General features: G+C 69.4%; 16 protein-coding genes. 7 read left to right on the top strand and 9 right to left on the bottom strand.

The window, feature by feature from the left end:
* Positions 1-43: 43 nt before the first annotated feature.
* From arfB to recC, 4 genes are read right to left on the bottom strand one after another with little or no spacing between them, the layout of a single operon-like run.
* Positions 44-448 carry an alternative ribosome rescue aminoacyl-tRNA hydrolase ArfB gene (arfB, locus tag ACTRWB_RS36880; protein ID WP_048251302.1) on the bottom strand — a complete coding sequence of 135 codons (405 nt, stop codon included), beginning with the start codon at positions 446-448 and terminating at the stop codon, positions 44-46.
* Positions 445-2,751, bottom strand: coding sequence for an AAA family ATPase (locus tag ACTRWB_RS36875; RefSeq protein ID WP_446904803.1), 2,307 nt, complete (start codon positions 2,749-2,751; stop codon positions 445-447). Before ACTRWB_RS36875 ends, arfB begins: the two co-directional genes overlap by 4 nt.
* On the bottom strand, positions 2,748-6,458 hold the full coding sequence (gene recB / locus ACTRWB_RS36870) for an exodeoxyribonuclease V subunit beta (protein ID WP_446904802.1): 3,711 nt from the start codon (positions 6,456-6,458) through the stop codon (positions 2,748-2,750). The genes ACTRWB_RS36875 and recB overlap by 4 nt, the downstream gene beginning before the upstream one ends.
* Entirely contained in the window at positions 6,455-9,793 is a 3,339-nt protein-coding gene (gene recC, locus ACTRWB_RS36865; protein WP_446904801.1) for an exodeoxyribonuclease V subunit gamma, read from the bottom strand. The genes recB and recC overlap by 4 nt, the downstream gene beginning before the upstream one ends.
* Before the next feature lie 182 nt (positions 9,794-9,975).
* Between recC and ACTRWB_RS36860 the strand changes: the two genes are divergently transcribed.
* On the top strand, positions 9,976-12,267 hold the full coding sequence (locus tag ACTRWB_RS36860) for an FUSC family protein (protein ID WP_343491703.1): 2,292 nt from the start codon (positions 9,976-9,978) through the stop codon (positions 12,265-12,267).
* Between the two features lie 285 nt (positions 12,268-12,552).
* Complete coding sequence (locus ACTRWB_RS36855) at positions 12,553-13,920, top strand: amino acid permease (protein WP_412022154.1); 1,368 nt, start codon at positions 12,553-12,555, stop codon at positions 13,918-13,920.
* Positions 13,921-14,067: 147 nt separating this feature from the next.
* Here the strand turns inward: ACTRWB_RS36855 and ACTRWB_RS36850 are convergent, their stop codons facing one another.
* The gene (locus tag ACTRWB_RS36850) at positions 14,068-14,229 is read right to left on the bottom strand and encodes a hypothetical protein (RefSeq protein WP_009688068.1); all 162 of its coding nucleotides are present in this window, start codon (positions 14,227-14,229) and stop codon (positions 14,068-14,070) included.
* A 242-nt stretch (positions 14,230-14,471) separates the two neighbouring features.
* Between ACTRWB_RS36850 and ACTRWB_RS36845 the strand changes: the two genes are divergently transcribed.
* The 3 genes from ACTRWB_RS36845 to ACTRWB_RS36835 are packed head-to-tail and all read left to right on the top strand — an operon-like array spanning position 14,472 to position 17,971.
* Positions 14,472-15,515 (top strand): Fe(3+) ABC transporter substrate-binding protein, encoded by a 1,044-nt coding sequence (locus tag ACTRWB_RS36845; RefSeq protein ID WP_129514140.1) that lies wholly within the window; start codon positions 14,472-14,474, stop codon positions 15,513-15,515.
* Positions 15,505-17,193 (top strand): ABC transporter permease, encoded by a 1,689-nt coding sequence (locus ACTRWB_RS36840; RefSeq protein WP_446904800.1) that lies wholly within the window; start codon positions 15,505-15,507, stop codon positions 17,191-17,193. Before ACTRWB_RS36845 ends, ACTRWB_RS36840 begins: the two co-directional genes overlap by 11 nt.
* A gap of 4 nt (positions 17,194-17,197) precedes the next feature.
* Entirely contained in the window at positions 17,198-17,971 is a 774-nt protein-coding gene (locus ACTRWB_RS36835) for an ABC transporter ATP-binding protein (protein WP_446904799.1), read from the top strand.
* A 49-nt stretch (positions 17,972-18,020) separates the two neighbouring features.
* Here ACTRWB_RS36835 and ACTRWB_RS36830 read toward each other — a convergent pair whose 3' ends face one another.
* From ACTRWB_RS36830 to ACTRWB_RS36815, 4 genes are all read right to left on the bottom strand, one after another.
* The gene (locus tag ACTRWB_RS36830; protein WP_129514137.1) at positions 18,021-18,491 is read right to left on the bottom strand and encodes an Lrp/AsnC family transcriptional regulator; all 471 of its coding nucleotides are present in this window, start codon (positions 18,489-18,491) and stop codon (positions 18,021-18,023) included.
* A 278-nt stretch (positions 18,492-18,769) separates the two neighbouring features.
* Positions 18,770-19,411: an NAD(P)-dependent oxidoreductase gene (locus tag ACTRWB_RS36825; protein ID WP_446904798.1), complete on the bottom strand. Its 642-nt coding sequence runs from the start codon at positions 19,409-19,411 to the stop codon at positions 18,770-18,772.
* Between the two features lie 155 nt (positions 19,412-19,566).
* On the bottom strand, positions 19,567-19,998 hold the full coding sequence (locus tag ACTRWB_RS36820; RefSeq protein WP_129514135.1) for an Rrf2 family transcriptional regulator: 432 nt from the start codon (positions 19,996-19,998) through the stop codon (positions 19,567-19,569).
* Between the two features lie 90 nt (positions 19,999-20,088).
* On the bottom strand, positions 20,089-20,517 hold the full coding sequence (locus tag ACTRWB_RS36815; protein ID WP_446904797.1) for a hypothetical protein: 429 nt from the start codon (positions 20,515-20,517) through the stop codon (positions 20,089-20,091).
* Between the two features lie 193 nt (positions 20,518-20,710).
* Between ACTRWB_RS36815 and ACTRWB_RS36810 the strand changes: the two genes are divergently transcribed.
* Both ACTRWB_RS36810 and ACTRWB_RS36805 read left to right on the top strand, forming a co-directional pair.
* Entirely contained in the window at positions 20,711-21,046 is a 336-nt protein-coding gene (locus ACTRWB_RS36810) for a hypothetical protein (RefSeq protein ID WP_193097966.1), read from the top strand.
* A gap of 264 nt (positions 21,047-21,310) precedes the next feature.
* Positions 21,311-22,504 (top strand): ammonium transporter, encoded by a 1,194-nt coding sequence (locus ACTRWB_RS36805; protein ID WP_174915174.1) that lies wholly within the window; start codon positions 21,311-21,313, stop codon positions 22,502-22,504.
* The last annotated feature ends 108 nt before the right edge of the window (positions 22,505-22,612 follow it).

Genomic DNA, 22,612 nt, shown 5'->3' with positions numbered 1-22,612 from the left:
GCGCGCGACCGCGATGCCCGCGGAACGTCCGGTCGACCGTGCGTCAGTCGACCACCTTCCCCCGTCCCGATTTCACCACGCTGCGGCGCGACTTGTGCTCGAGCCGCCGCTCCTTCGACGCGCGCGTCGGCCGCGTCGCGACCCGTGCGCGCGGCGTGTACGCGACGCTGCCGATCAACGTGTCGAGGCGCGCCAGCGCGGCATCACGGTTCTTCTCCTGGGTGCGGTATTCCTGCGACTTGATCACGACGATGCCGTCGCGCGTGATGCGCTGGTCGGACAGCGCGAGGAGCCGCTCCTTGATGACAGGCGGCAGCGACGATGCACGGATGTCGAAGCGCAGGTGAATCGCGCTCGACACCTTGTTCACGTTCTGCCCGCCCGCACCCTGTGCGCGCACGGCCGTCCATTCGACTTCGGCCGGATCGAGCGTATAGCGGATCATCATCGCGAAACCTCCGTGCGGCGCCGTGCAAGCGCCTCGTCGACACGGGCCGCGAGCCCCGAATCGCGCTGCGTGCGTGTTGCGACCGCCTGCGCCAGCACGCGCCGCGGCCCGATCACCTGCACACGCGTACGTGCACGCGTCACGGCCGTGTAGACGAGTTCGCGCGTGAGCACACGGCCGAACGATGCCGGCAGCACGAGCGCGGCTTCGTCGAATTCCGAGCCCTGCGATTTGTGGACCGTCAGCGCGAACGCGGTTTCGTGCGGCGGCAGCGCGGCCGGCGACACCGCGCGCACGGTGCCGTCCGCGCGCCTGAACCACACGCGCAGCACGCCGTGCGCGTCGGGCAGCGCGATGCCGATGTCGCCGTTGAACAGCCCGAGCGCATAGTCGTTGCGCGTCACCATGATCGGCCGCCCGGTGAACCAGTGCGCACCGACCGCGAGCGGCACGCGCGCCGCGTGCCGCACATGCGCGGCCACGAGCGCGTTGACATGCTCCGCGCCGCGCGAGCCGCTGCGGGTCGCGCACAGGATCCGGAACCGGTTGAGCGCATCGAACAGCGGCAGCGGATCGGGCACCGGCGCCGCCAGCGTATCGCGCAATGCGTCGAGGTACGCGCCGAACCGCCGTGCGAGCCGTTCGACCGTCGTCGACGCGAGCGACTCGCCCGCATCGTCGTGGAACGACGCAGCCGCCGTGTCGTCCGCCGGCAGCGCGTCGAGCGCGGCCTGCACGTCGCCACTACGGATCGCGAGCGACAGCCGGCCGATCGGCGAATCGAGACCGAAGCGGTAGTTACGTTCGAGCCAGACGACGCAGTCCGCGAGCGGCGCCGGTGCGAGTGCCGGTGTGGCGGATACGGCGGCAGCTTCGTCATGCGCCGCCGCCGTGACCGATGCAAGCGCGGCATCGCCCGCGTCGAACGGCGGCAGCTCGACAGCGTCGAGCCACGCGAGTTCGTCGGCCTCGATCCACGCGGGGGCGCCGCCCGCCTGACCTGCATCACCGGCATCGGTCAGTGCCGGGCCTGCGGGAGGCGGCGCAGTGTCGACCGCGGTAATTTCGTCGTGCTGCGGTTCATCGTCGAAGAGCGATGCCTGTCGAGCGTCGACTCGCCGCCGAGCCGCCGGCTTGCGTGTTGGAGCGGCGGCCGATGCCGATGGGGGCGCCGAGGCCCGGGCCACCTCGGAAACCGGATTCGCCGCCGGAATTGCTGCCGCAGCGGCTTCGTCCGGCACCGGCAATGCCGCGACGAATGCCGCCTCGTCGATGCCGAGCGCCCGCGCGATGCGCGTGCGCGCCGCGGCGGTAAACGCCGGCCGCGCGCTCAGCTCGGCGAACACGGCGCCCGCCTCGACCGCGGCCAGTTGATCCTTGTCGCCGAGCAGCACGAGCCGCGCGCCCGGCGCGAGCGCGTCGAGCAGATGCGCGGCGAGCGCGACGTCGATCATCGACGCCTCGTCGACGACGATCAGGTCGTACGGCAGCGGATTGTCGCGATGGTGCCGGAAACCGGCCGCCCCGCCGCCGCCCAGCAGCCGATGCAGCGTGTACGACGTATCGGGCAAACGCGCCGCAAGTTCGGGCGGCAGGTCGCCGGCCCGCGCATGCAGCGCTTCCTGCATCCGCTGCGCGGCCTTGCCGGTCGGTGCGGCCAGCGCGATGCGCAGCCCCGGGTGCGCGTCGAGCAAACAGGCCAGCACGCCGACGACGGTCGTCGTCTTGCCGGTGCCGGGACCGCCGCTGACGATGGTCACGCTGCCCGTCAGCGCGACGATCGCCGCGACACGCTGCCAGTCGACTTCGCCCGTCGCGGGCCCGAAGTAACGCGCGAGGCTGTCGCGCAACCGGGCGGGCGACAGACCTTCGTCCGGCGCGGCGACACCGGCCTGCGCCACGAGCGCATCGGCCAACCGCCGTTCGTAATCGAAATAGCGCGACAGGTACAGATGATCGTGCCGGTCGACGATCAGCGGCCGCTCGTCGCCGCGCGCGAGCGTGCCGAACGCCACCACGCCGCTCGCGGCGAGCGCCGCACGGATATCGTCGAGCGGTTCCTCGTAGCGCTGCGCGAGCGCGCCGAGCGCGACGCATACGTGGCCGCCCGCGGTCGCACGGCTCGTCGCGAACGCGGCGCGCGCCGCCCAGCGCGCGGACGCGGCCGGCGCGCCGGCACGCCGCGCGAGGTCGCCGATGCGACGCGCGAAGCCTTCCGCGAGCGCGATGCCGAAATCGGCGGGTTCGGGCAGCCGCGCGACGAGGCCGCCGGTGAATTCGAGCAAGTCGTCGGATGCGTTCATGCGCGGCCCCCTTCCATCATCCGGTCGAGTGCGTCGACGAGCGCGCGCGCGGGCCGCCGCGCATGCACGCCGGCCGGCTCGCCGCCGCTGCGCCAGTCGGGCCGCACGCCGCGCACGAACAGGTACAGGTAGCCCGCGATGTGCGTGTCGTAGTCGTAAGCGGGCAGCCGCCCGCGCAAGTAGCGATGCAGCGCGACCGTGTAGAGCAGCGCCTGCAGGTGATACGCGTGATCGGCCATCGCGACGTCGAGCGCACGCGGGCCGTAGGCATCCGGCGTCGTGCCGAGATGGTTCGACTTCCAGTCGACGATCCAGAAGCGGCCGTCGTGTTCGACGATCATGTCGATGAAACCCTTGATGAAACCGGCGAGATTGCCCGCCTCCAGTGCAACGTCCGGGTAACCGTGCGCGACCAGCAACCGGCGCAGCGCCGTCAGGTCGAGCGACGGCGCCGGGAACAGGAACCCCATTTCGTCGAGCCGCTTCGCGGGATCGAGATCGGCGAGCCGCATGCCCGGCACGAGCTCGGTGCGCACGACGTCGTCGACGAGCCGCGCCATCATCGCCGGCAGCCGCGTCGCGAGTTCCGGCTCGGCCTCGACCGGCCGGTCGTGCAGCGCACCGAGCGCGGCCTTGTGCCACGACTCAGGCTCGGTGAACCGGCTGAGTTCGAACAGGCGGTGCAGGCACTCGCCGGCCGCCGCACCACGCGGAAACACGAGGATGTCATCGTCCGGCGGTTCTGGCGCGACCGTATCGGCCAGGATGAACTCGCCTTCCGGCACCACCTCGGCAAGCGCATCGTGATCGGGCCGCAACTCGTCGTCGGGCACGGCCGCGATACCCGCTTCCTCGCGCGCCATCGACGCGGTCAGCGAACTGAAGCTCGCCATGCGCCACGCATCGCGCAGCACGCGTGTCGCATGACGCGCCGCGAGTGTCTGCGATGCATCGTGCCCGGCCGCGAGACGCTCGGGACGCGCGGGCGCCGGCAGCGGCGCGACGCTCACGGGGCCGCCCGCGAGCGCGCGCCACGTCGCGTCGAGCGCGGCTTCGTCGGGCGGCTCGTCGAGCCACGCATCGAACGACTGGCCGGCGCCGGCGACGAGCCAGTTGAGCACGCTGCGCCGCGCTTCGCGCGTCGAGCGCGACGACAGATACGGCCCGGCAACGACGTAGCAGCGATAGACCGCGCGCGTGAGCGCCACGTAGACGAGCCGCGCGCGTTCCGCGGCCTGCTCGCGCATTGCCTGCCGCGCCGCGTGTGCGGCCGCCTCGTCGTCGCACCCGTAATGCAGCACCGCATCGCCTGCGTCGTCGTGATACTCGCGTGCATCGGGCAGCGCGGACGCGGGCGGCTCGCGCAGCCCGCCGTCGTTCAGGAACGGACAGAACACGATCGCGTATTCGAGACCCTTCGACTTGTGCACGGTCACGATCTGCACCAGGTTGCGATCGGATTCGAGACGTAACTGCGCTTCCTCGCCGCCGCCGTCGAGCCGTTGTGCGGCAAGCCAGCGCAGCGTCGGCGCGATGCCCGGCTGCGCGGATGCGCGTGTCTGCGTCAGTTCGGCCAGATGGTTGATGTCGGTCACGCGGCGTTCGCCGTCCGCGCCGGCCATCAGCCGCTCGGCGATCCGCAGCTCGCGCGTGAACGTGCGCCACATCACCGCGAAACCGCGTTCGCGCCACAGCAGCCGATACCGCGAGAAGCGCTCGACCCAGCTCATCGCGTCGGAGCTGTCGGCCGCGGACGCTTCGCGTTGCGCATCGCCGTCGCCCTGCTCCATCCGCCACAGCGCCCCGGCATCGAGGCCGAACCAGTCGGCCGCGAGCGCCGCGCGCAAACGCCGCAGGTCGCCCGGCGCATCGATCGCCGCCAGCACGCGTTCGAGCTGCTCGGCGTCATCGGTCGAAAACACCGAGGCCTGCGCCAGTTCGACGCTGCCGATGCCCCATGTCGCGAGCACGCGCTTTACGAGACTGCCTTGCCGGTGCGTCTGCACGAGCACCGCGACGTTGCCCGGCGACAGCGGCGTGTCGCCCAGCCGCACGCGCCCTTCGCGCGCGCCGCGCATCAGCCGCGCGATTTCGGCCGCGCAGGCCTGGGCGGCCTGCGCCTGCGCGTCGCGCTTGAGCAGCGTGCCTTCGCCGCCCGGCAACGCCCAGACGCGGAAGTCGCCGGCCGGCCCCGGATCGGTTTCGTCGACGAACGGCGCACGCACGCGCGTGCCGGCACGCACCGCGTAGTAGTCGAGCCCGTCGAGCACGAACGCACGCGGATTCGACATGAAGAAGCGGTTGCAAGCATCGACGATCGCGGGCGTCGAGCGCTGGTTGACCGCGAGCGTGTAGCACGCGCTCGCGCTCGCGCGCGCCGCCAGATACGTATGCAGGTCGGCCGCGCGGAAACTGTAGATCGCCTGCTTCGGATCGCCGACGAGGAACAGCGGGCCGCCCGGCGCGAAGATCCGGTTGAAGATCGCGAACTGCAGCGGATCGGTGTCCTGGAACTCGTCGATCAGCGCGGCCGGATAACGCGCGCGCAGCGTCTCGGCGAGCCACGGGTGCGCATGCAGCGCGTGGTACAGGTTCGCGAGCAGATCGTCGAACGAGACGACGCGCCGCGTGCGCTTGCGCTCGGCCAGCTCGCCCGGCGCCATGTCGAGCCATTCGGCGATCAGCATCAGCCAGCGCGCGCGCTGCGCGGCCTCGGCCGCCGCCACGGCCGCTTCGAGCGCGTCGGCCACGTCGAAAAACGCATGTTCGGGGGTTGCGCCGCCTTTTTTCGTCGCCTTCACCAGCGCGGAATGCGTGAGCTTCAGTGCGGCTTTCGGCAACGCGGCCGTCGCGGCGCCCTGCGTGAAATGCGCGGCCCACGCGTCGAGCGCATCGGCAACCGCATCGGGCTTGTGCGAGCGCTGGTTCAGCGCGGGTTGCGCGGTGCGCAGCAGCGCATCGATCGCATCGCGCTCGGCCGCCCACATCCGCGCCGCCTCGGCGAAGCATTCGGCCGCGGCGGCCTCGGCCGACTCGTCAGGCTCGGTCACACCGTCCCAGCGCAGCGCGGCGAGCGGCTTCTTCAGCCGGCGCGCGAGCTGCGCATCGAGCGCGGCCGGGCCGGCGCCCGATTCGACGAGCCAGGTCGCGAAGCCCGGCCAGCGCGCGGCCGCCGGTTCGACGCGCGTGCGCCAGAAGTCCGCCGCGAGTTCGAAGCGCAATGACGCGTCGTCGGCCTCCATGTCGAACGCGAACGGCATCGCGGCCGCGAACGGCGCTTCCTGCAGCGCGCGCTGGCAGAACGCGTGGATCGTATGAATCGCGGCCTGATCGAACGCGCGCAGTGCACGGCGGATCCGCTTCGCGGCCGTCTCGGGGTCGAGCGAGCCTGCTTCGCCGAGCGTCGTGTCGAGCAGGCGCGCGATGAACGGATCACCGCCATCGTCGCCCGTGTCGAGCACATGCGCGAGCTGCGCGAGCCGACTGCGAATCCGCTCGTGCAGCTCGGCCGTCGCCGCCTTCGTGAAGGTCACGACGAGGATTTCGTCCGCGCCGAGATCCTTTTCAAGCAGCAGGCGCACATACAGCGCGCAGATGTTCCAGGTCTTGCCGGTGCCGGCCGACGCCTCGATCTGGTTGACGCCGTCGAGCGGGCACGCGAACACATCGAGTTCGAGCGCCTGCTGCGGCTGCGACACGGCACTCATGCGACCTCCTTCAGATGCTCGACGAGCGGTTCGAACACGAGCCGCGCAAGTGTGCCGAACGGCTCGTCGAGCGACGCATGCGCGCCGCGCCATGCGATCGCGATGGCCGGATCGTCGGCTTCGCTCACGACGCGCTCGTTGATCCAGACGCTCGCGGCCTTGGCCTCGCCATCGGACACCCTCGCCCACGCGCTGCGCGGGAAAAACCGCAGCGGCATGCGCCGCCCCGCGCGAAACAGCGCGGCAAGCGGCGCGAGCCGCTCGAGTGGCGCCGCAACCGGCGTCAGCTCGAACGTGCCGCCGCTGCCGAACCACAGCGTGCGGCGCGGGCCGTCGGGCTCGACCGCGCAGTAGACGAGATGCGCCAGCCACGCGGACAGGTAGTCGCGCGCACTCGACCGCGCATATCGGTAGATGATCTGCCCGGCCGGCGTCAGCCGGTTCAGCGTGCCGTGCAGTTCGAGCGGCGCGCTCACCGCATCGCCCGACAGCATCGCGTCGTCCGCGCCGAACAGCGCCTGTTCCGTGTCGGGCCAGGCCGGCACGACGACGAGCGAGAACGGCCGGCGCTCCATGCCGTCGGCCAGCGCGCGGCGTACGTTCGACGCGAGCTGCGTCATCGAGCCGAGCGCCTGGTCGCGCCACACGGCGCCCGTCGCGCCGCCCGGCAATTCCGGGCTCGCGTCCGCGATGCGCAGTGCGTGATCGTGCACGGCCCCGTCGCCCGATTCGATCAAGAGCGGCAGCACGCGCTCGGCGAGCGCGTCGCTACCGGCGAAGTCGAGCGCGAACGGCTCCGTGTCGAGCAGTTCGGCCTGCGCGTCGGCAAGCACGATGCCGAGCCGCGCGCGCAGCAGCGCCCGCGCGGGATGCCGCCAGAAGCGTTCGAATTCGCTGAATGCGACCGGCTCGACTGGTTCGGCCGGCAGCGGCTGCGCGAAGAACGGCAGCTCGCGCGACCCGTCGCGCGACGCATCGGCGGCCAGCAGCGACGCGAGCGTCGCACGCTCGGCGTCATACGAAACGAGTTCGCTGCCGGGCTGGAAATAGGCGGCCGCGAATGGTTGCAGCGGATGCTCGACGATGAACGCGCGCCGTGCGGCATCGACCGCGTCCGGCACGGCGTCGGGACCGGCCGTGACGAGCGCGAGATGGTCGAGCAGTTCGTCGACGAGTGCCGCGGGCGGCAACGGTGCGTTGTCGCGGATGCTGCGGCCCGTATAGGCGATCAGCAACCGGTCGCGCGCTGCGAGCAGCAGGTCGAGAAACAGGTTGCGCTCGTCGTCGCGGCGCTGCCGGTCGCCGAGCTTCGGCAACACGGCCATCAGGTCGAATTCATCCGCGCGCGCCAGGCTCGGCAGCACGCCGTCGTCCATCCCGAGCAGGCAGACGACGCGGTACGGCAGGCCGCGCAGGCTCGTCAGCGACGAGAACGTGACGCCGCCCCACGGCACCCCGCCGCGCGCCGGGTCGTCGAGCGCCGCGGCCAGCCCCGCTCGGACGACGGCCGCCGGCAACGCTTCGTCGGGCGCACCCTCGGTCATCGCGGCCAGCATCGCGTCGAGTGCGTCGCGCACGCCCGCGAGCGCGTCCGCATACGCGGCACCCGAATCGAAGAAACGCGCGAGCGTGTCGGCAAACAGTTCGCTCCAGCCGCGCGGCGTGTGCGATTCGGCGAGCCGCCGCGCGAAGCCGTCGAGATCGTCGGTAAAGCGCGCGAGCCGGCCGAGCAGTTCGGCCTCGCTGCCCGTGGCCGCCTCGATCGGCAGCCACGCGCCGACCGGCGCCGCGCCTTCGGGCATCGCATAACCGAGAAAGAGCCGCGCGAGCGCATCGGAGAACGTATGGCGCGGCGACGGCACGGCCGCGTCGTCGCTCGCGAGCGGCGACAGCCCGCGCCGCGCGCCGGCGGCCGCGAGCCAGGTCTGCACCGTCTCGAGCGCGGCCGCGTCGATGCCGTAGCGCGCAGCCACCGCGTCGACGCGCAGCCATTCGACCAGTTCCGGCGCGCCGACCTGCCGTTCCGGCAACGCGAGCCAGTCGAGCAGCACGCGCGCGACCGGGTTCGCCTGCGACGGCGGCAGCCCGGTGATCCGGTAAGGCACGCGCGCGCCGCCGCCACCGGCCGTGCCGAACACGGCATCGATCAGCGGCCCGGCCGCCGCGAGGTCGGCCACCGCCACGAGCACGTCGGACGGCTGCAGGCTCGCGTCCGCGTCGAACCACGCGAGCAGCCGGTCGTGCAGCACCTCGAGCTGGCGCGCGAGGCTGTGGCACACGTGCACCTCGATCCCGCGCTCGGCCGGTGCGTCGCCGGCTTCGGCTTCCGGCTGCAGGTCGAGGATCGCGTTCTGCACGCGCGCCAGCCACGTCGGCGCGGGATTCTCGACGAAACGCGCCGCGTCGCCTGACGCCGCGCTTTCAGTCAGTTCGTGCAGCATGTGCAGTTGCGCCTGCGTCTGCCTGCCCCATTCGGCGAGCAGCGGATGGCCGACTTCCTGGTAGTCGAGCCGCCCGGCCGCATCGAGCGCCTCGGCGTGCGCGGCGGTCACGATGTCGAACCAGAATTCGCGGCACGGGTTCAGCGCATAGACGCGCACGTCGATCCAGCGCGACAGTTCGCGCAACAGCGCGATATGCAGCGGCGGCATCGTCGGCAGCGCGAACACGCTGACCGATTCCGGCCAGTCGGCACGCGCGACAGCATCCGCATCGAGATGGCGCGCGTCGACGAGGAAACGATGCGCGGGCGGCGTGCCGCTGTCGCTCAGTTCGGCGAGCAGCGCGCGCCACAGCGCGGCCTGCCAGCGCTCGTCGTCGCGCGCGGCGTCGCTGATCCCGCGCGGCGCGCCGTCGCCGGCCAGCACGGATTCGCCGGCCTGCCACGCGGCCAGCCATTCGGGGCGATACGTCAGGTAATGATCGAGCACGGCCGCGACGCGGTGCGCGAGTTCGTAGCGCATCGCATCGTCGGATGCGGACAGATACGCGGCAAGCCGCGGCGACGCGAGCCACGGCGCGCCGCCGGCCGCCTGCGCGAACAGCCGGTAGCAGCGCCACACGAGGCGGTCGGGTGCGAACGGCGAACGCGCGGGTACCGTCAGCACGCGGCCGATCTGCGCCCACAGCCATTGCGCGAGATACGTGAACTCGACGTTCGCGCACACGCCGCTGCGCGCGGCGATGTCGAGCTCGAGGCGGCGGCGCAGCGCCGCGCTCGGCACGATGACCTGTTGCGGCGCCCACGGGCCGTTGCGGGCCGGGAACGCGGCCAGATCCTCGAGCAGCGCATCGGCCAGCGTTTCGTGACGGTTCGAATAGAAGAGATGGAGCATGAAGCGGGCGTCGGAACCTCGCACCGGCCGGGCCGGGCGAACAGGATCACCAAGGATAGCAAATGGACCGCCGCCGCGAGGGTCATCCGGAAAGCCAGGTTTTGCGGACCGCGAAATACGATAGACTCGTCGCCAGTCAACACGCCGCCCCCGGGTGTCTTCGTCTGCCATTCAGCCCATCGATGCGCTATTCGGTCGAAATCAGAAAGTTTTTCTATAGCCAGTACTTTTTCGGCGGCCTGCGGATCGCGGTCGGCGTCTCGTTGCCGGCCGTGCTGTGCCTCATTGTGTTTCACAACCGGGAGCTCGGCTTCACGATCTCGACGGGCGCGCTCGGCGCATGCGTCGTCGACATGCCGGGCCCGCTCAAGTACAAGCACAACGAAATGCTCGCGTGCAGCGTGATCGGCTTCCTGGCCGCGCTCGCGACCGGCCTCGCGACACCGAACATCTTCGCGCTGTGGCTCACGATCGTGCCGCTCACGTTCGTGCTGTCGCTGATCGTCGTCTACGGCAACCGCTGGCCGCAGATCAGCTTCGCGACGCTGTTCATGATGGTGATGACGCTCGAGGAGCAGTTCACGCCGCTGCAGGCGTTCATCAACGCCGGCTGGATTCTCGCGGGCGGCCTCTGGTACACGTACTGGGCGACGCTCGTGTCGCAATGGCAGGCACGCCGGATCGAGCAGCAGGCGCTCGCCGAGAGCCTGTTCGCGTGCGCCGACTACCTGCTCGCGCGCGCGCAGTTCTACGATCTCGATGCCGATCTCGACGAGTGCTACCGCAATCTCGTCGCCAAGCAGATCACCGCGGTCGAAACGCAGGAAACCGCGCGCGACATCGTGCTGCGCAACCTGCCGAAGCTGCGCCGCGGCAAGCTCGATCCCGGCCGCACGACGATGTACAACCTGTTCATCAACAGCGTCGACCTGCACGAGCTGTTCGTCGGCGCGCACACCGACTACCCGCTCGTACGCAACACCTTCGGCGGCTCGGATCTGATCATTTTCTACCGCGACCTGATCCGCAAGGCGGCCGCCGATCTCGAGGAGATCGGCCTCGCGGTGCTCGAAAACCGCGCGCCTCATTCGCACGTCAGCGTCAAGGCCGAACTGCGCGCGATCGAGTACGAGATCGAGCTGATGCGCAAGAAGAACTTCGCGGCCACCAATGCGGAAGCGTATGCGGCCGTGCTCGCGACGTTCAGGCGCATCTGGAGCGCGACGCGCCTGATCGACCGGATGCGGCGCAACCTGTCCGGCAATGCCGATCCGCAGCAGACCGAACTGAAGATCGACAAGGCGCTCGCGCGCTTCCTGCAGCGCCGCCGGATGTCGCCGCTGCTGATCTTCTCGAACCTGAACATGAGCTCCCCGAGCTTCCGCCATGCGCTGCGCGTGACGATCGCGGTGGCCGTCGGCTTCTGGCTCGGCCGGCTGCTGCCGCTCACGAACGCGTACTGGATCGTGATGACGACCATCATCATCCTGAAGCCCGGTTATTCGCTCACCAAACAACGCAACGCGCAGCGGATCATCGGTACGATGATCGGCTGCGCGGCGAGCATCGCGCTGATCTACACGGTGAAGGAGCCGCACCTGCTGATCGCGATCATGTTCGGGTCGATGGTGATGAGCTACAGCCTGCTGCTGTTCAACTACGCGGCGAGCGTCGTATTCACGTCGTCGTACGTGCTGCTGATGTTCCACCTGCTCGCGCCGGGCAGCATGCGGATCATCGGCGAGCGCGCGATCGACACGGTGGTCGGCTGCATGATCGCGATCGCCGCGAGCCGGCTGTTCCCGTACTGGGAATACCGGCTGATGGGCAAGCAGGTCACCGACATGCTCACCGCGACCCGCAAGTATTTCGAGGCCGTGTGGCGCGCCGGGCGTGGCGCGTCGCCGCCGCCCGTGCCCACCGCCGATGGCGCGGCCGTGGTGCCGGTCATCGCCGCGGCAGTCGAGACCCCGGCTGCGAGCCTCGACGACGACTATCGCTACCGCCTCGCGCGCAAGGACGTGCACATCGCGTTCGCGAACCTCGGGCAGGCATTCCAGCGGATGATGATCGAGCCGAAGGCGCACCAGCGCTTCGTGCCCGAACTGAACGACCTGCTCGTGCAGACGCACGTGCTCGGCGCGCAGATCACGGCCGCCGCGCCGCTGATCCGCAGCGCGTGTGCGGTCGACGGCGGCCTCGTCCACGACGACGCGCTGCAGCGCGGGCTTGCCGCCGTGCTCGACAATCTCGAAAAGGCCGAAGCCGGCGAGCCGCCGCCCGCCGATCAGCTCGAGGCGTCGAAGCAGATCACGCGCGAGCTCGATGCGATGGTCGTGTCCGCGGAAAAGTCCGAGGCGGTGGGCGCCGAGCTCACGCACGACCTGAAGGTGCTCGCGCACCAGTGCAAGCAGATGCTCGCGTCGTCGCTGCTGATCCGCAAGGACGCGAGCGTGATCCGCCTGCCGGCCTGACGTTCCCCGCCGGTGGCCGGCCCGCACACACCGCGGATCGGCCACCGGCGCGCCCCGATTCACCACGCTCCCGAAGCATGACCCGCCCGCTTCACGCGGCCCGCCCGTACGCGGCGCGACCGCCCCACCCCCTATTGCGCCGATCGCGCCAGTCAGGGAATACCCGATTCCGGTCACCCGGCCCGGCTTGTTATCATTCGTTCACATTTAAGTTGTATAGACAACTTGAGCCAATCGGACCGGCCCCGCTCGCCCGGTCCGTCGCATAACGATATCGGAGACTCGATGAAAAACTTGCAGCGCCACCTGAGCGCGCGGCACATCCGCTTTCTCGCGCTGGGTTCGGCGATCGGCACGGGCCTGTTCTACGGTTCGGCGTCCGCGATCCAGCTCGCGGGCCCGGCCGTGATCCTGGCGTACATCCTTGGCGGCGCGGCCGTCTACATGGTGATGCGCGCGCTCGGCGAGATGGCCGTGCGCGAACCCGTCGCCGGCTCGTTCGGCCACTACGCGACCGAGAACCTCGGCCCGTTCGCGGGATTCGTCACCGGCTGGACCTACACGCTCGAAATGGTGATCGTCGCAATCGCCGACATCACCGCGTTCGGCATCTACATGGGCTTCTGGTTTCCGGATGTCCCGCAATGGATCTGGGTGCTCGGGGTCGTCGCGATCATCTGCGGGCTGAACCTGTGCCACGTGAAGGTGTTCGGCGAGCTCGAGTTCTGGCTGTCGATCATCAAGGTCGGCGCGATCGTCGCGATGATCGGCGGCGGCGTCGCGATCCTGTTGACCGGCATGCACTTCGGCCATTCGGCCGACGTACCGACATTCGCGAACCTGTGGAACCACGGCGGCTTCCTGCCGAACGGGGTCGGCGGGCTGATCGCGTCGCTGTCGGTCGTGATCTTCGCGTACGGCGGGATCGAGGTGATCGGGATGAGCGCCGGCGAGGCGAAGGACCCGGAGCGCGTGATTCCGCGCGCGATCAACGCGGTGCCGGCGCGCATCCTGCTGTTCTACGTGCTGACGATGGTCGTGCTGATGTCGATCAGCCCGTGGACCGGCGTCGGCGGCGACGGTAGCCCGTTCGTGCAGATCTTCTCGGCGCTCGGCGTGAAGTCGGCCGCGACGATCCTCAACCTGGTCGTGATCAGCGCGGCAATCTCGGCGATCAACAGCGACATCTTCGGCGCCGGCCGGATGATGTTCGGGATGGCGCGGCAGGGCCAGGCGCCGCGCGTGCTGATGACGACGTCGCGGCACGGCGTGCCGTGGGTCACCGTGCTCGTGATGGCGGGCGCGCTGCTCGTCGGCGTGGTGCTCAACTACCTGATGCCGAAGGACGTATTCCTGATGGTCGCGGCGATCGCGACGTTCGCGACCGTGTGGGTCTGGCTGATGATCCTGCTGTCGCAGGTCGCGATGCGCCGTCGCCTGTCGAACGCCGAAGTCGCGGCGCTGAAGTTCAAGGTACCGTTGTGGCCGGTCGCACCGGCGCTGACGATCGCGTTCATGGGTTTCGTGATCGTGATGCTCGGCTGGTTCGAAGACACGCGCGTCGCGCTGTATGTCGGCGCGGCCTGGCTCGCGCTGCTGGCGGTCGTGTTCTACGCACGGATCCGCCCGAAGTTCGCCCCTGCGTCACGTTGACGCACGACTGACCTGCCTGCGCGGCGTGCCGGCTCCGGCACCCGCGTCTTGCCCGGCTCCGCGCGGCGTCTGCCGCGCCGGAAGCCGCGGGCTCCCGCCCTTTCTCATGCACACACGCGCGGCCTGACCGGGCCGCGCGCCGTCACGTCAGTGCGATGCCGCGCTCGCGGCCTCGGCCGGATGGGCCTCGTCGTACGCGCGCTTCTGCGAAATCGCGTTGTACAGGATCGTCCCGATCACGAGCAGCACGGCCACGACGATCAGGATGCTCACGTTGCGGACAGGGTTCTTCTTGCGCTGATCGTTCATGGTCGGGCCAACTCCGTCAATTTCATCGAAGCGGGCATTCTACGCGCTTGCGCCCCCGCTGCGACGCCCCGTTTCCGTTCCCCCTCCCCACCTTTCCCGCCGCCCGCCTCAAGCTTTCATTTGATAATCGTTCCCATTTCGATCTAGAATCCGGAGTCTTTCATTTTGTAATGTTCCGGATCGCTCGGGCGGCAGGCGCGCCCCGGAACGCTCCCTCGTCCACCTGCCCCACCGGAGTCTCCATGTCGAATCCGCGCACCCGCCTGCTGCCGCTCGCCGGCGCCCTTGCCCTCGCCGCGGCCGCCTTCGCGCCGCTTGCCCATGCCGCCGAGGAAGTAAGCCTGTACACCACCCGCGAACCGAAGCTGATCCAGCCGCTCATCGATGCGTTCACGAAGCAGAGCGGCGTCAAGGTGAACACGGTGTTCGTGAAGGACGGCCTGCTCGAACGCGTGAAGGCGGAAGGCGCGCAGTCGCCGGCCGACGTGCTGATGACGGTCGACGTCGGCAACCTGCTCGATCTCGTCGACGGCGGGCTCGCGCAGCCGGTGCGCTCGAAGGTGCTCGACGACGCGATTCCCGCGAACCTGCGCGGCGCGAACGGCGACTGGTATGCGCTGTCGCTGCGCGACCGCGTGCTGTACGTCGAAAAGGATCTCAAGGTCGACGCGTTCCGCTACGAGGATCTCGCCGATCCGAAATGGAAAGGCAAGGTGTGCATCCGCTCGGGTCAGCATCCGTACAACACGGCACTCGTCGCGGCGATGATCGCGCACGACGGCGAAGCCGCGACCGAGAAATGGCTGCGCGGCGTGAAGGCGAACCTCGCGCGCAAGGCGACGGGCGGCGACCGCGACGTCGCGCGCGACATTCTCGGCGGCATCTGCGACGTCGGCCTCGCGAACGCGTACTACGTCGGCCACATGAAAAACTCCGAGCCGGGCACCGATGCGCGCAAGTGGGGCGACGCGATCAAGGTCGTGCGGCCCACGTTCGCGAACGCGAAGAGCGGCGGCACGCACGTCAACATCAGCGGCGCGACGGTCGCGAAGCACGCGCCGCACAAGGCCAACGCGGTGAAGTTGCTCGAATACCTCGTGTCGCCGGAAGCGCAGGCGCTGTATGCGCAGGCGAACTACGAATACCCGGTGCGCGCGAACGTGAAACTCGATCCGGTGATCGCGAGCTTCGGCACGCTGAAGGTCGATCCGCTGCCGCTGGCGGACATCGCGAAGCATCGCAAGCAGGCAAGCCAGCTGGTCGACAAGGTCGGTTTTGACAACTGATGCAGCGCGCGCCGGCCCCCGCGGCCAGCCCTGCCGGCCGCGCCTGCTGCCGCGCGCGGGCAGCCTGTGGCTGATCGCGGCGCTAACGATCGCGGCCGCGGTCGCCGCGCCGCTCGCGGTGCTGGTGGCCGCCGCGTTCGGCGCCGATCTCGCGCACTGGCGGCATCTCGCCGAATTCGTGCTGCCGCAGGCGCTCGTCAATACGTTGCTGCTGCTGGCAGGTGTCGGCGCGATCGTGTCGATCGTCGGCACCGGCTGCGCGTGGCTCGTCACCGCGTACGATTTTCCCGGCCGCCGGATGCTGACGTGGGCGCTGCTGCTGCCGCTCGCGGTCCCCACCTACATCGTCGCATTCGCGTATCTCGACCTGCTGCACCCGATCGGCCCCGTACAAGGCGCGATCCGCTGGCTGCTCGGCTTCGACAGCCCGCGCCAGTTCCGGCTGCCCGATCTGCGCTCGCTGCCCGGTGCGATCTTCGTGCTCGGCTTCGTGCTGTATCCGTACGTCTACCTGAGCACGCGCGCGATGTTCGTCACGCAGTCCGCGAGCCTGCTCGAAGCCGCGCGCACGCTCGGCGCGGGACGCATCGCGACGTTCTGGCGCGTCGTCGTGCCGCTCGCGCGGCCCGCGATCGCGGTCGGCGTGAGCCTCGCGCTGCTCGAAACGCTGAACGACATCGGCGCGTCGGAATTCCTCGGCGTGCAAACGCTGACCGTCTCCGTCTATACGACATGGATCACGCGCTCCGATCTTGCCGGCGCCGCGCAGATCGCGCTCGCGATGCTCGCGATCGTCGTCGGCATGATCGTGCTCGAACGCTACGGGCGCCGCCGCCAGCGCTACGCGCATGGCCGCCGCATGCGGCCGATCGCGCCGCGCCGCCTCACCGGAGCAGCCGCGTTGGGCGCTGCCGTGCTCGGCTGGCTGCCCGTGCTGTTCGGTTTCGGCGCGCCGGCCGCATACCTCGCGGTCGAGACCGGCAAGCGGCTGCATCTCGTCGGCGGCGTGTCCGCGCAATTGATGACGGGGCTGGCCAACACGCTGACGATCGCGACCGCCGCCACCGCCGCGACGCTCGCATGCGGGCTCGTCGTCGCCTGGGCCGCGCGCGCGCAACGCGACAGTGCCCGTGCCGGCCCTGCCCGCGTGTGCGCGCGGATCGCGAGCCTCGGTTATGCGGTGCCGGGCACCGTGCTCGCGATCGGCCTGCTGATCCCGTTCGCGGCGGCCGACCGGCTGTTCGGCGCGGCGCTCGGCCGCGACGGGCTGCTGCTGATGGGTTCCACGGCCGCGCTCGTGATCGCCTATACCGTGCGCTTTCTCGCGATCCCGGCCGGCAGCATCGAGGCCGGACTCGCACGCATTCCGCCGTCGCTCGAACAGGCGGCACGCTCGCTCGGCGAGACGGCCGGCGGCACGCTGCGCCGCGTGCACCTGCCGCTGCTGCGGCCCGCGCTCACGACGAGCGCGCTGCTGGTGTTCGTCGACGCGATGAAGGAATTGCCGGCGACGCTGCTGTTGCGCCCGCTGAACTTCGACACGCTCGCGACCTGGCTGTATGCGGAAGCCGCGCGCGGCACCTACGAAGAAGGCGCGGTCGCCGCGCTCGCGATCGTGCTGGCCGGGCTCGTGCCCGTGATCCTGCTCGCCCGCACCCGCCACAAGATCGGAGCCTGACACCGTGAACCTGCTTGAACTCGATGACCTCTGCCTCGCCTACGACACGCCGCAGGGCCGCCGCACGGTGGTCGACGGGCTGAGCCTCGCGCTGCCGCGTGGCGACATCGGCTGCCTGCTCGGCGCGTCGGGTTGCGGCAAGACCACCGTGCTGCGCGCGATCGCCGGTTTCGAACCGGTGCGGATGGGGCGCATCGTGCTGGACGGCGCGCCCGTTGCGGCGCCGTCGCTCGACGTGCCGCCCGAGCGGCGCCGCATCGGCATGATGTTCCAGGATTACGCACTGTTCCCGCACCTGAGCGCGGCCGACAACGTCGCGTTCGGCCTGCAGCGCATACCGAAGGCCGAACGGCGCATGCGCGTCGCGGAAATGCTCGAACTCGTCGGCCTGGCCGATTCAGGCGGCGCGTATCCGCACGAGTTGTCGGGCGGCCAGCAGCAGCGTGTCGCACTCGCGCGCGCGCTCGCGCCGTCGCCGGAGCTGCTGCTGCTCGACGAGCCGTTCTCGAATCTCGACGTCGACACGCGCGAGCGGCTCGCGTTCGAGCTGCGCGACATCCTGAAACGCACGGGCCACACCGCGATCCTCGTCACGCACAACCAGGCCGAAGCGTTCGCGATCGCCGACCGGGTCGGCGTGATGAAGGACGGCCAGCTCGCCCAATGGGATACGCCGTACGCGCTGCATCACCATCCGGCCAGCCCGTTCGTCGCGGATTTCGTGCGCCGCGACGCGCTGGCCGACGAACGCGCGCGCGCACTGGCGCGCGGCCGCTGAACCCGCGCTGCCGTCCTCGCCACGCGGCGCGGGCAGCGCCCGTGCCGCGTCAAGCCGGCTCGGAGAGATCGCGTACGGGCAGCGCGGTCGAATACTTGATCTGCTCCATCGCGAACGACGAACTGACGTCGAACAGCGGCACCGCGCGAATCAGCTGCTTGTAGACGCGGTCGTAATCGTCGATGCCGGCCACCACGACGCGCAGCAGGTAATCGGTCTCGCCGCTCATCCGGTAGACCTCGACCACTTCCGGCATGTCGCGCACCGCCTGCGTGAAACGCTGCGCCCACTCCTCGGTGTGCTGGTTCGTGCGGATCGCGACGAACACGGTCGTGCCGACCCCGAGCTTGCGCGGATCGCACAGCGCCACCTGCGCGCGAATCGCGCCGGTTTCCTTGAGCCGCTGCACCCGCTTCCAGCACGGCGTCTGGGACAGGTTCACGCGCTGTGCCAGTTCCGCGATCGGCAGCGTGGCATCCGACTGCAACAACTCCAGCAGCTTGCGATCGATGGCGTCCATTTCTCCAGTCCCTCGTAGATAGAAATTTATTCTATGCATCCTGCACAACGGGGAACAATATGGAAACCACCCCACCGCGTCGACCGGTATAAATACCAATCCGGGACGCGCGCGGCGCGAACGAATCCGCCCCGTGCACGATCCCGCCGGCCATCGCCGCTTTCCAAACGAAACAGGCGACGCCACCCGTCAAGGTAGCGTCGCCTGAAGTTCGCGCGCGTGGCGGCTGGCGCGCCGCGTCCGGGCCGGCGCTTACGCGCCGCCGGCCGTCATGCCGCTCAATAGGCGACCGTCGCGATCTCGCGCACGAAGCTGTCCTGCTCGAGCGCGTCGACGAACGCGGCCGCGTAGTCTTCCGCCGAGATCTTGCTGTTGCCTTGCGCGTCCACGATCAGCTTGCCGGCGCCCGTGCGGAACGTGCCCGTCCGCTCGCCCGGTGCGATCAGCGCGGCCGGCGCGAAGAACGTCCAGTCGAGATCGCCGACGGTCTTCAGATAGTCGAGCGCCTCGCGGTGCGCGAGCGCGACCGGCTTGTACGCGTCCGGGAAGCCTTCGCTGTCGACGAGCTGCTTGCCGGGCGCGACTTCGAGCGAACCGGCGCCACCCACGACGACGAGCCGCTTCAGGCCCGCCTGGCGCGTGCCGGCGACCAGCGCCTTCGCGACGGCGACGACCTTCGCCGCATCTTCCTGCTTCGGACCGTACGCGCTCGCGACCACGTCATGACCCGGCAGCGCGGCCGCGATGCTGGCCGCGTCGAACAGGTCGGCCACCTTCGCGGTGATGCCGTCGCCGGCCGCGCCGGGATTGCGCGACAGCGCGGTGACACGATGGCCGCGCCGGGCCGCTTCCGCCGCGATACGCGAGCCGATCATGCCGGTGGCGCCAAACAGCGCGATGTTCAAGGTACGTTGCGTCATCTCGATTCTCCAGAAAGAAAAATGTGTAACATAATCGATTACATATAAGGCCGAAAAAAACGGAGCGAACCAACCGTTGCGCCGATTGCGGCACCGCCCGCCGCCCAACTTCCTACCCTGCCTGCCGCCGGTCACCCGCCGACGCGTGCTGTGCGTTACGTGCGCTGCTCCAGATCCAGCATGTCGGCCGTGACGTCAACCAGCGTGCGCGTGGAGAGCGATGCCTCCATCGCGCGCTGCGCGTCGCCGATGTAGTCGGTCAGCACACCCTGGATGTGCCGCCCGACCAGACACGCGGGGTTCGGCGCCTCGCGGTGCAGCGCGAACAGTTGCGCATCGTCGACCGCGCGATACACGTCGAGCAGCGTGATCTCGCCGGGCTCGCGCGCCAGCAGCGCGCCACCGCCCGCGCCAAGCTGCGACGTGGTCAACCCCGCAGCCGCCAGCATCGACAGCAGCCGGCGGATCAGGGCCGGATTCGTGTTCACGCTGCCCGCGATGATGTCGGACGACAACGGCACGCCCTCCTGCATCGACAGCAAGGCAAGCACGTGAACGGCAAACGCGAAGCGGCTGCTGGTATTCATTCCTCACCCACTCGGCGACGCCGGCCCGTACCGCAGCCGATGATATGTGTAACCATCATAATTACATTTAGGGAATTGTGCAAGCGGGCGTCATTCCCCGCTCGCGGGCTTGGCACCCGCGGCGTTCTGCTGGCTCCACTGCTGAAGCTTCTTGCCGGCTTCCGCGATCTTCGCACCCGCCTCGGAAGCCGCATGCGCGACGACCGCGGAAGCCGCTGCGTCGATCTGCGCCTGCGCGGCGGATGCGAGTCCGCTCGCGGACAGCGGCGGCACGGCCGATGCCGCGGACGCGATGCCGGCCTTCGCGGCGTTGAGCTGCTGGTTGACGGTGCTCGCCACCTGGTCGATCGCCTTGGCCGCATTGTTCGCGGCATCGGCGGCCGCGCTCGCGGCCGTATCGGGTTGCGTGGCCGGCGCGCCGGATTTCTCGCAGCCGGCGAGCAACAGCAGCGCACCGACGGCGACGGCCGCCAGTGCGGACCCGGGCACGCGATGCGCCCGCGAAGTCTTCATGTTCATCAGCAATCTCCGGCCGCGCGTCGCACGGCCTCGTGGTTGTATCGACGTCGATGATACCGCCTGTGGAACACGCCAAATAACGATCCGTGATGAGAAACGCCTTTCAATTTCGGATTCGTCTGATTCAATCGCAGGCGCTACACCACTAAAGTGGGCACGCTTCAATCCGCTTCGTACGTGTCCCCTTTTTCTCATGGCTTTCCTCATCGACTGGTTCATCGCGCTGGCCGCACTGCTCGCCGCCACCCTGTTCCTGTGCCTGCGTCCGCCGTCGGCGCGCCGCCTGGCCGAAGCCGGGCGCCCGCGCCGCGTCGCGTCCGCGCGCCTGTTCACGCAGGCCGTGATCGGCTTCTGGACGGCCGCGCTGATCGTCGCGCAAGGCATCCTCGGCCCCGACGGCGACGGCCAGTCGCTTGCGGGCTTCGCGGCGCTCGCGTTCGCCGCGCTCGGGCTGGCAACCGTCGCCGCGTACTGGTCCGCGTGCGCGCTACGGCTGCGCCGGCCGCGCGTGCTGTTCGTGCGTCACTGACGCGCCAGATCGGTGCGCTGCGACGCACCGTTGCGCACCACATCGCACCGCCGGCCCCGCCGCACGCACCAGTTCCGCACGCGTCGCACCACGCGCGTGCATCCGACGTGGCCACCAGCCCCTGCCGGCCGCGCCCCCGGACCGTGCACGATTCACCGGAATGCCGCATCGCGCGGGGCCAGAGCACCAACTCCACGCAGCTGTTCACCAAGTTGGCTCGATACTTGCATTCCTTGCCCGTTTTTTGCGCAAGGAAGCCACGGCATGGATGGTCTGAAATCCGGCGTCGACACACTGTTCCTGTTGATCGGCGCCGTCATGGTGCTCGCGATGCACGCGGGCTTCGCATTTCTCGAACTCGGCACGGTCCGCAAGAAGAACCAGGTCAACGCGCTCGTGAAGATCCTGGTCGACTTCTCGGTGTCGACGCTCGCGTATTTCTTCATCGGCTACACGATCGCCTACGGCGTCGAATTCTTCGACGACATCGGCACGCTGTCGCAGCACAACGGCTATGCGCTCGTGCGCTTCTTCTTCCTGCTGACCTTCGCGGCGGCGATCCCGGCGATCGTGTCCGGCGGCATCGCCGAGCGTGCGAAGTTCAACCCGCAGCTGGTCGCGACGCTGATCATCGTCGGCTTCATCTATCCGTTCTTCGAGGGAATCGCGTGGAACGAGCGCTTCGGCGTGCAGGCGTGGCTCACGCATGCGTTCGGTGCGCCGTTCCACGATTTCGCGGGCTCGGTCGTCGTGCATGCGTTCGGCGGCTGGGTCGCGCTGCCGGCCGTGCTGCTGCTCGGCGCACGTCACGGCCGTTATGCGAAGGACGGCCGCATCGCCGCGCACCCGCCGTCGAACATCCCGTTCCTCGCGCTCGGCGCATGGGTGCTCGCGGTCGGCTGGTTCGGCTTCAACGTGATGAGCGCGCAAACGCTCGACAAGATCAGCGGCCTGGTCGCCGTGAACTCGCTGATGGCGATGGTCGGCGGCACGCTCGCCGCGTGGATGGCGGGCCGCAACGATCCGGGCTTCACGTACAACGGGCCGCTCGCGGGCCTCGTCGCGGTATGCGCGGGTTCCGACGTGATGCACCCGATCGGTGCGCTCGTCACCGGCGCCGCGGCCGGCGCGCTGTTCGTCGCGATGTTCACCTGCGTGCAGAACAAGTGGCGCATCGACGACGTGCTCGGCGTGTGGCCGCTGCACGGGATGTGCGGCGCGCTCGGCGGCCTCGCGGCCGGCGTGTTCGGCCTGCCCGCGCTCGGCGGCCTCGGCGGCGTGTCGTTCATGTCGCAACTCGTCGGCACGCTCGGCGGCATTGCGATCGCGACCGCGGGCGGCACACTCGTCTACGGCGCGCTGAAAGCGACCGTCGGGCTGCGCCTCGACCGCGAAGCCGAATTCGACGGCGCCGACCTGTCGATCCATCGCATCTCGGCGACGCCCGAACGCGATTGAGCCCCTGACGAACATTCGACGCAATATTACGTTTTCAATTCAAAAAACTTTCATCGAGCGTCCTTACACTTCGGTCCAGTTTTCAATTTGCCTTCGCGAAGCTTGCTT

It is taken from the genome of Burkholderia sp. YIM B11467 (assembly GCF_052952715.1).
The sequence above is the reverse complement of the archived record's forward strand: the minus strand, read 5'-3'. Positions and strand labels throughout refer to the sequence as shown.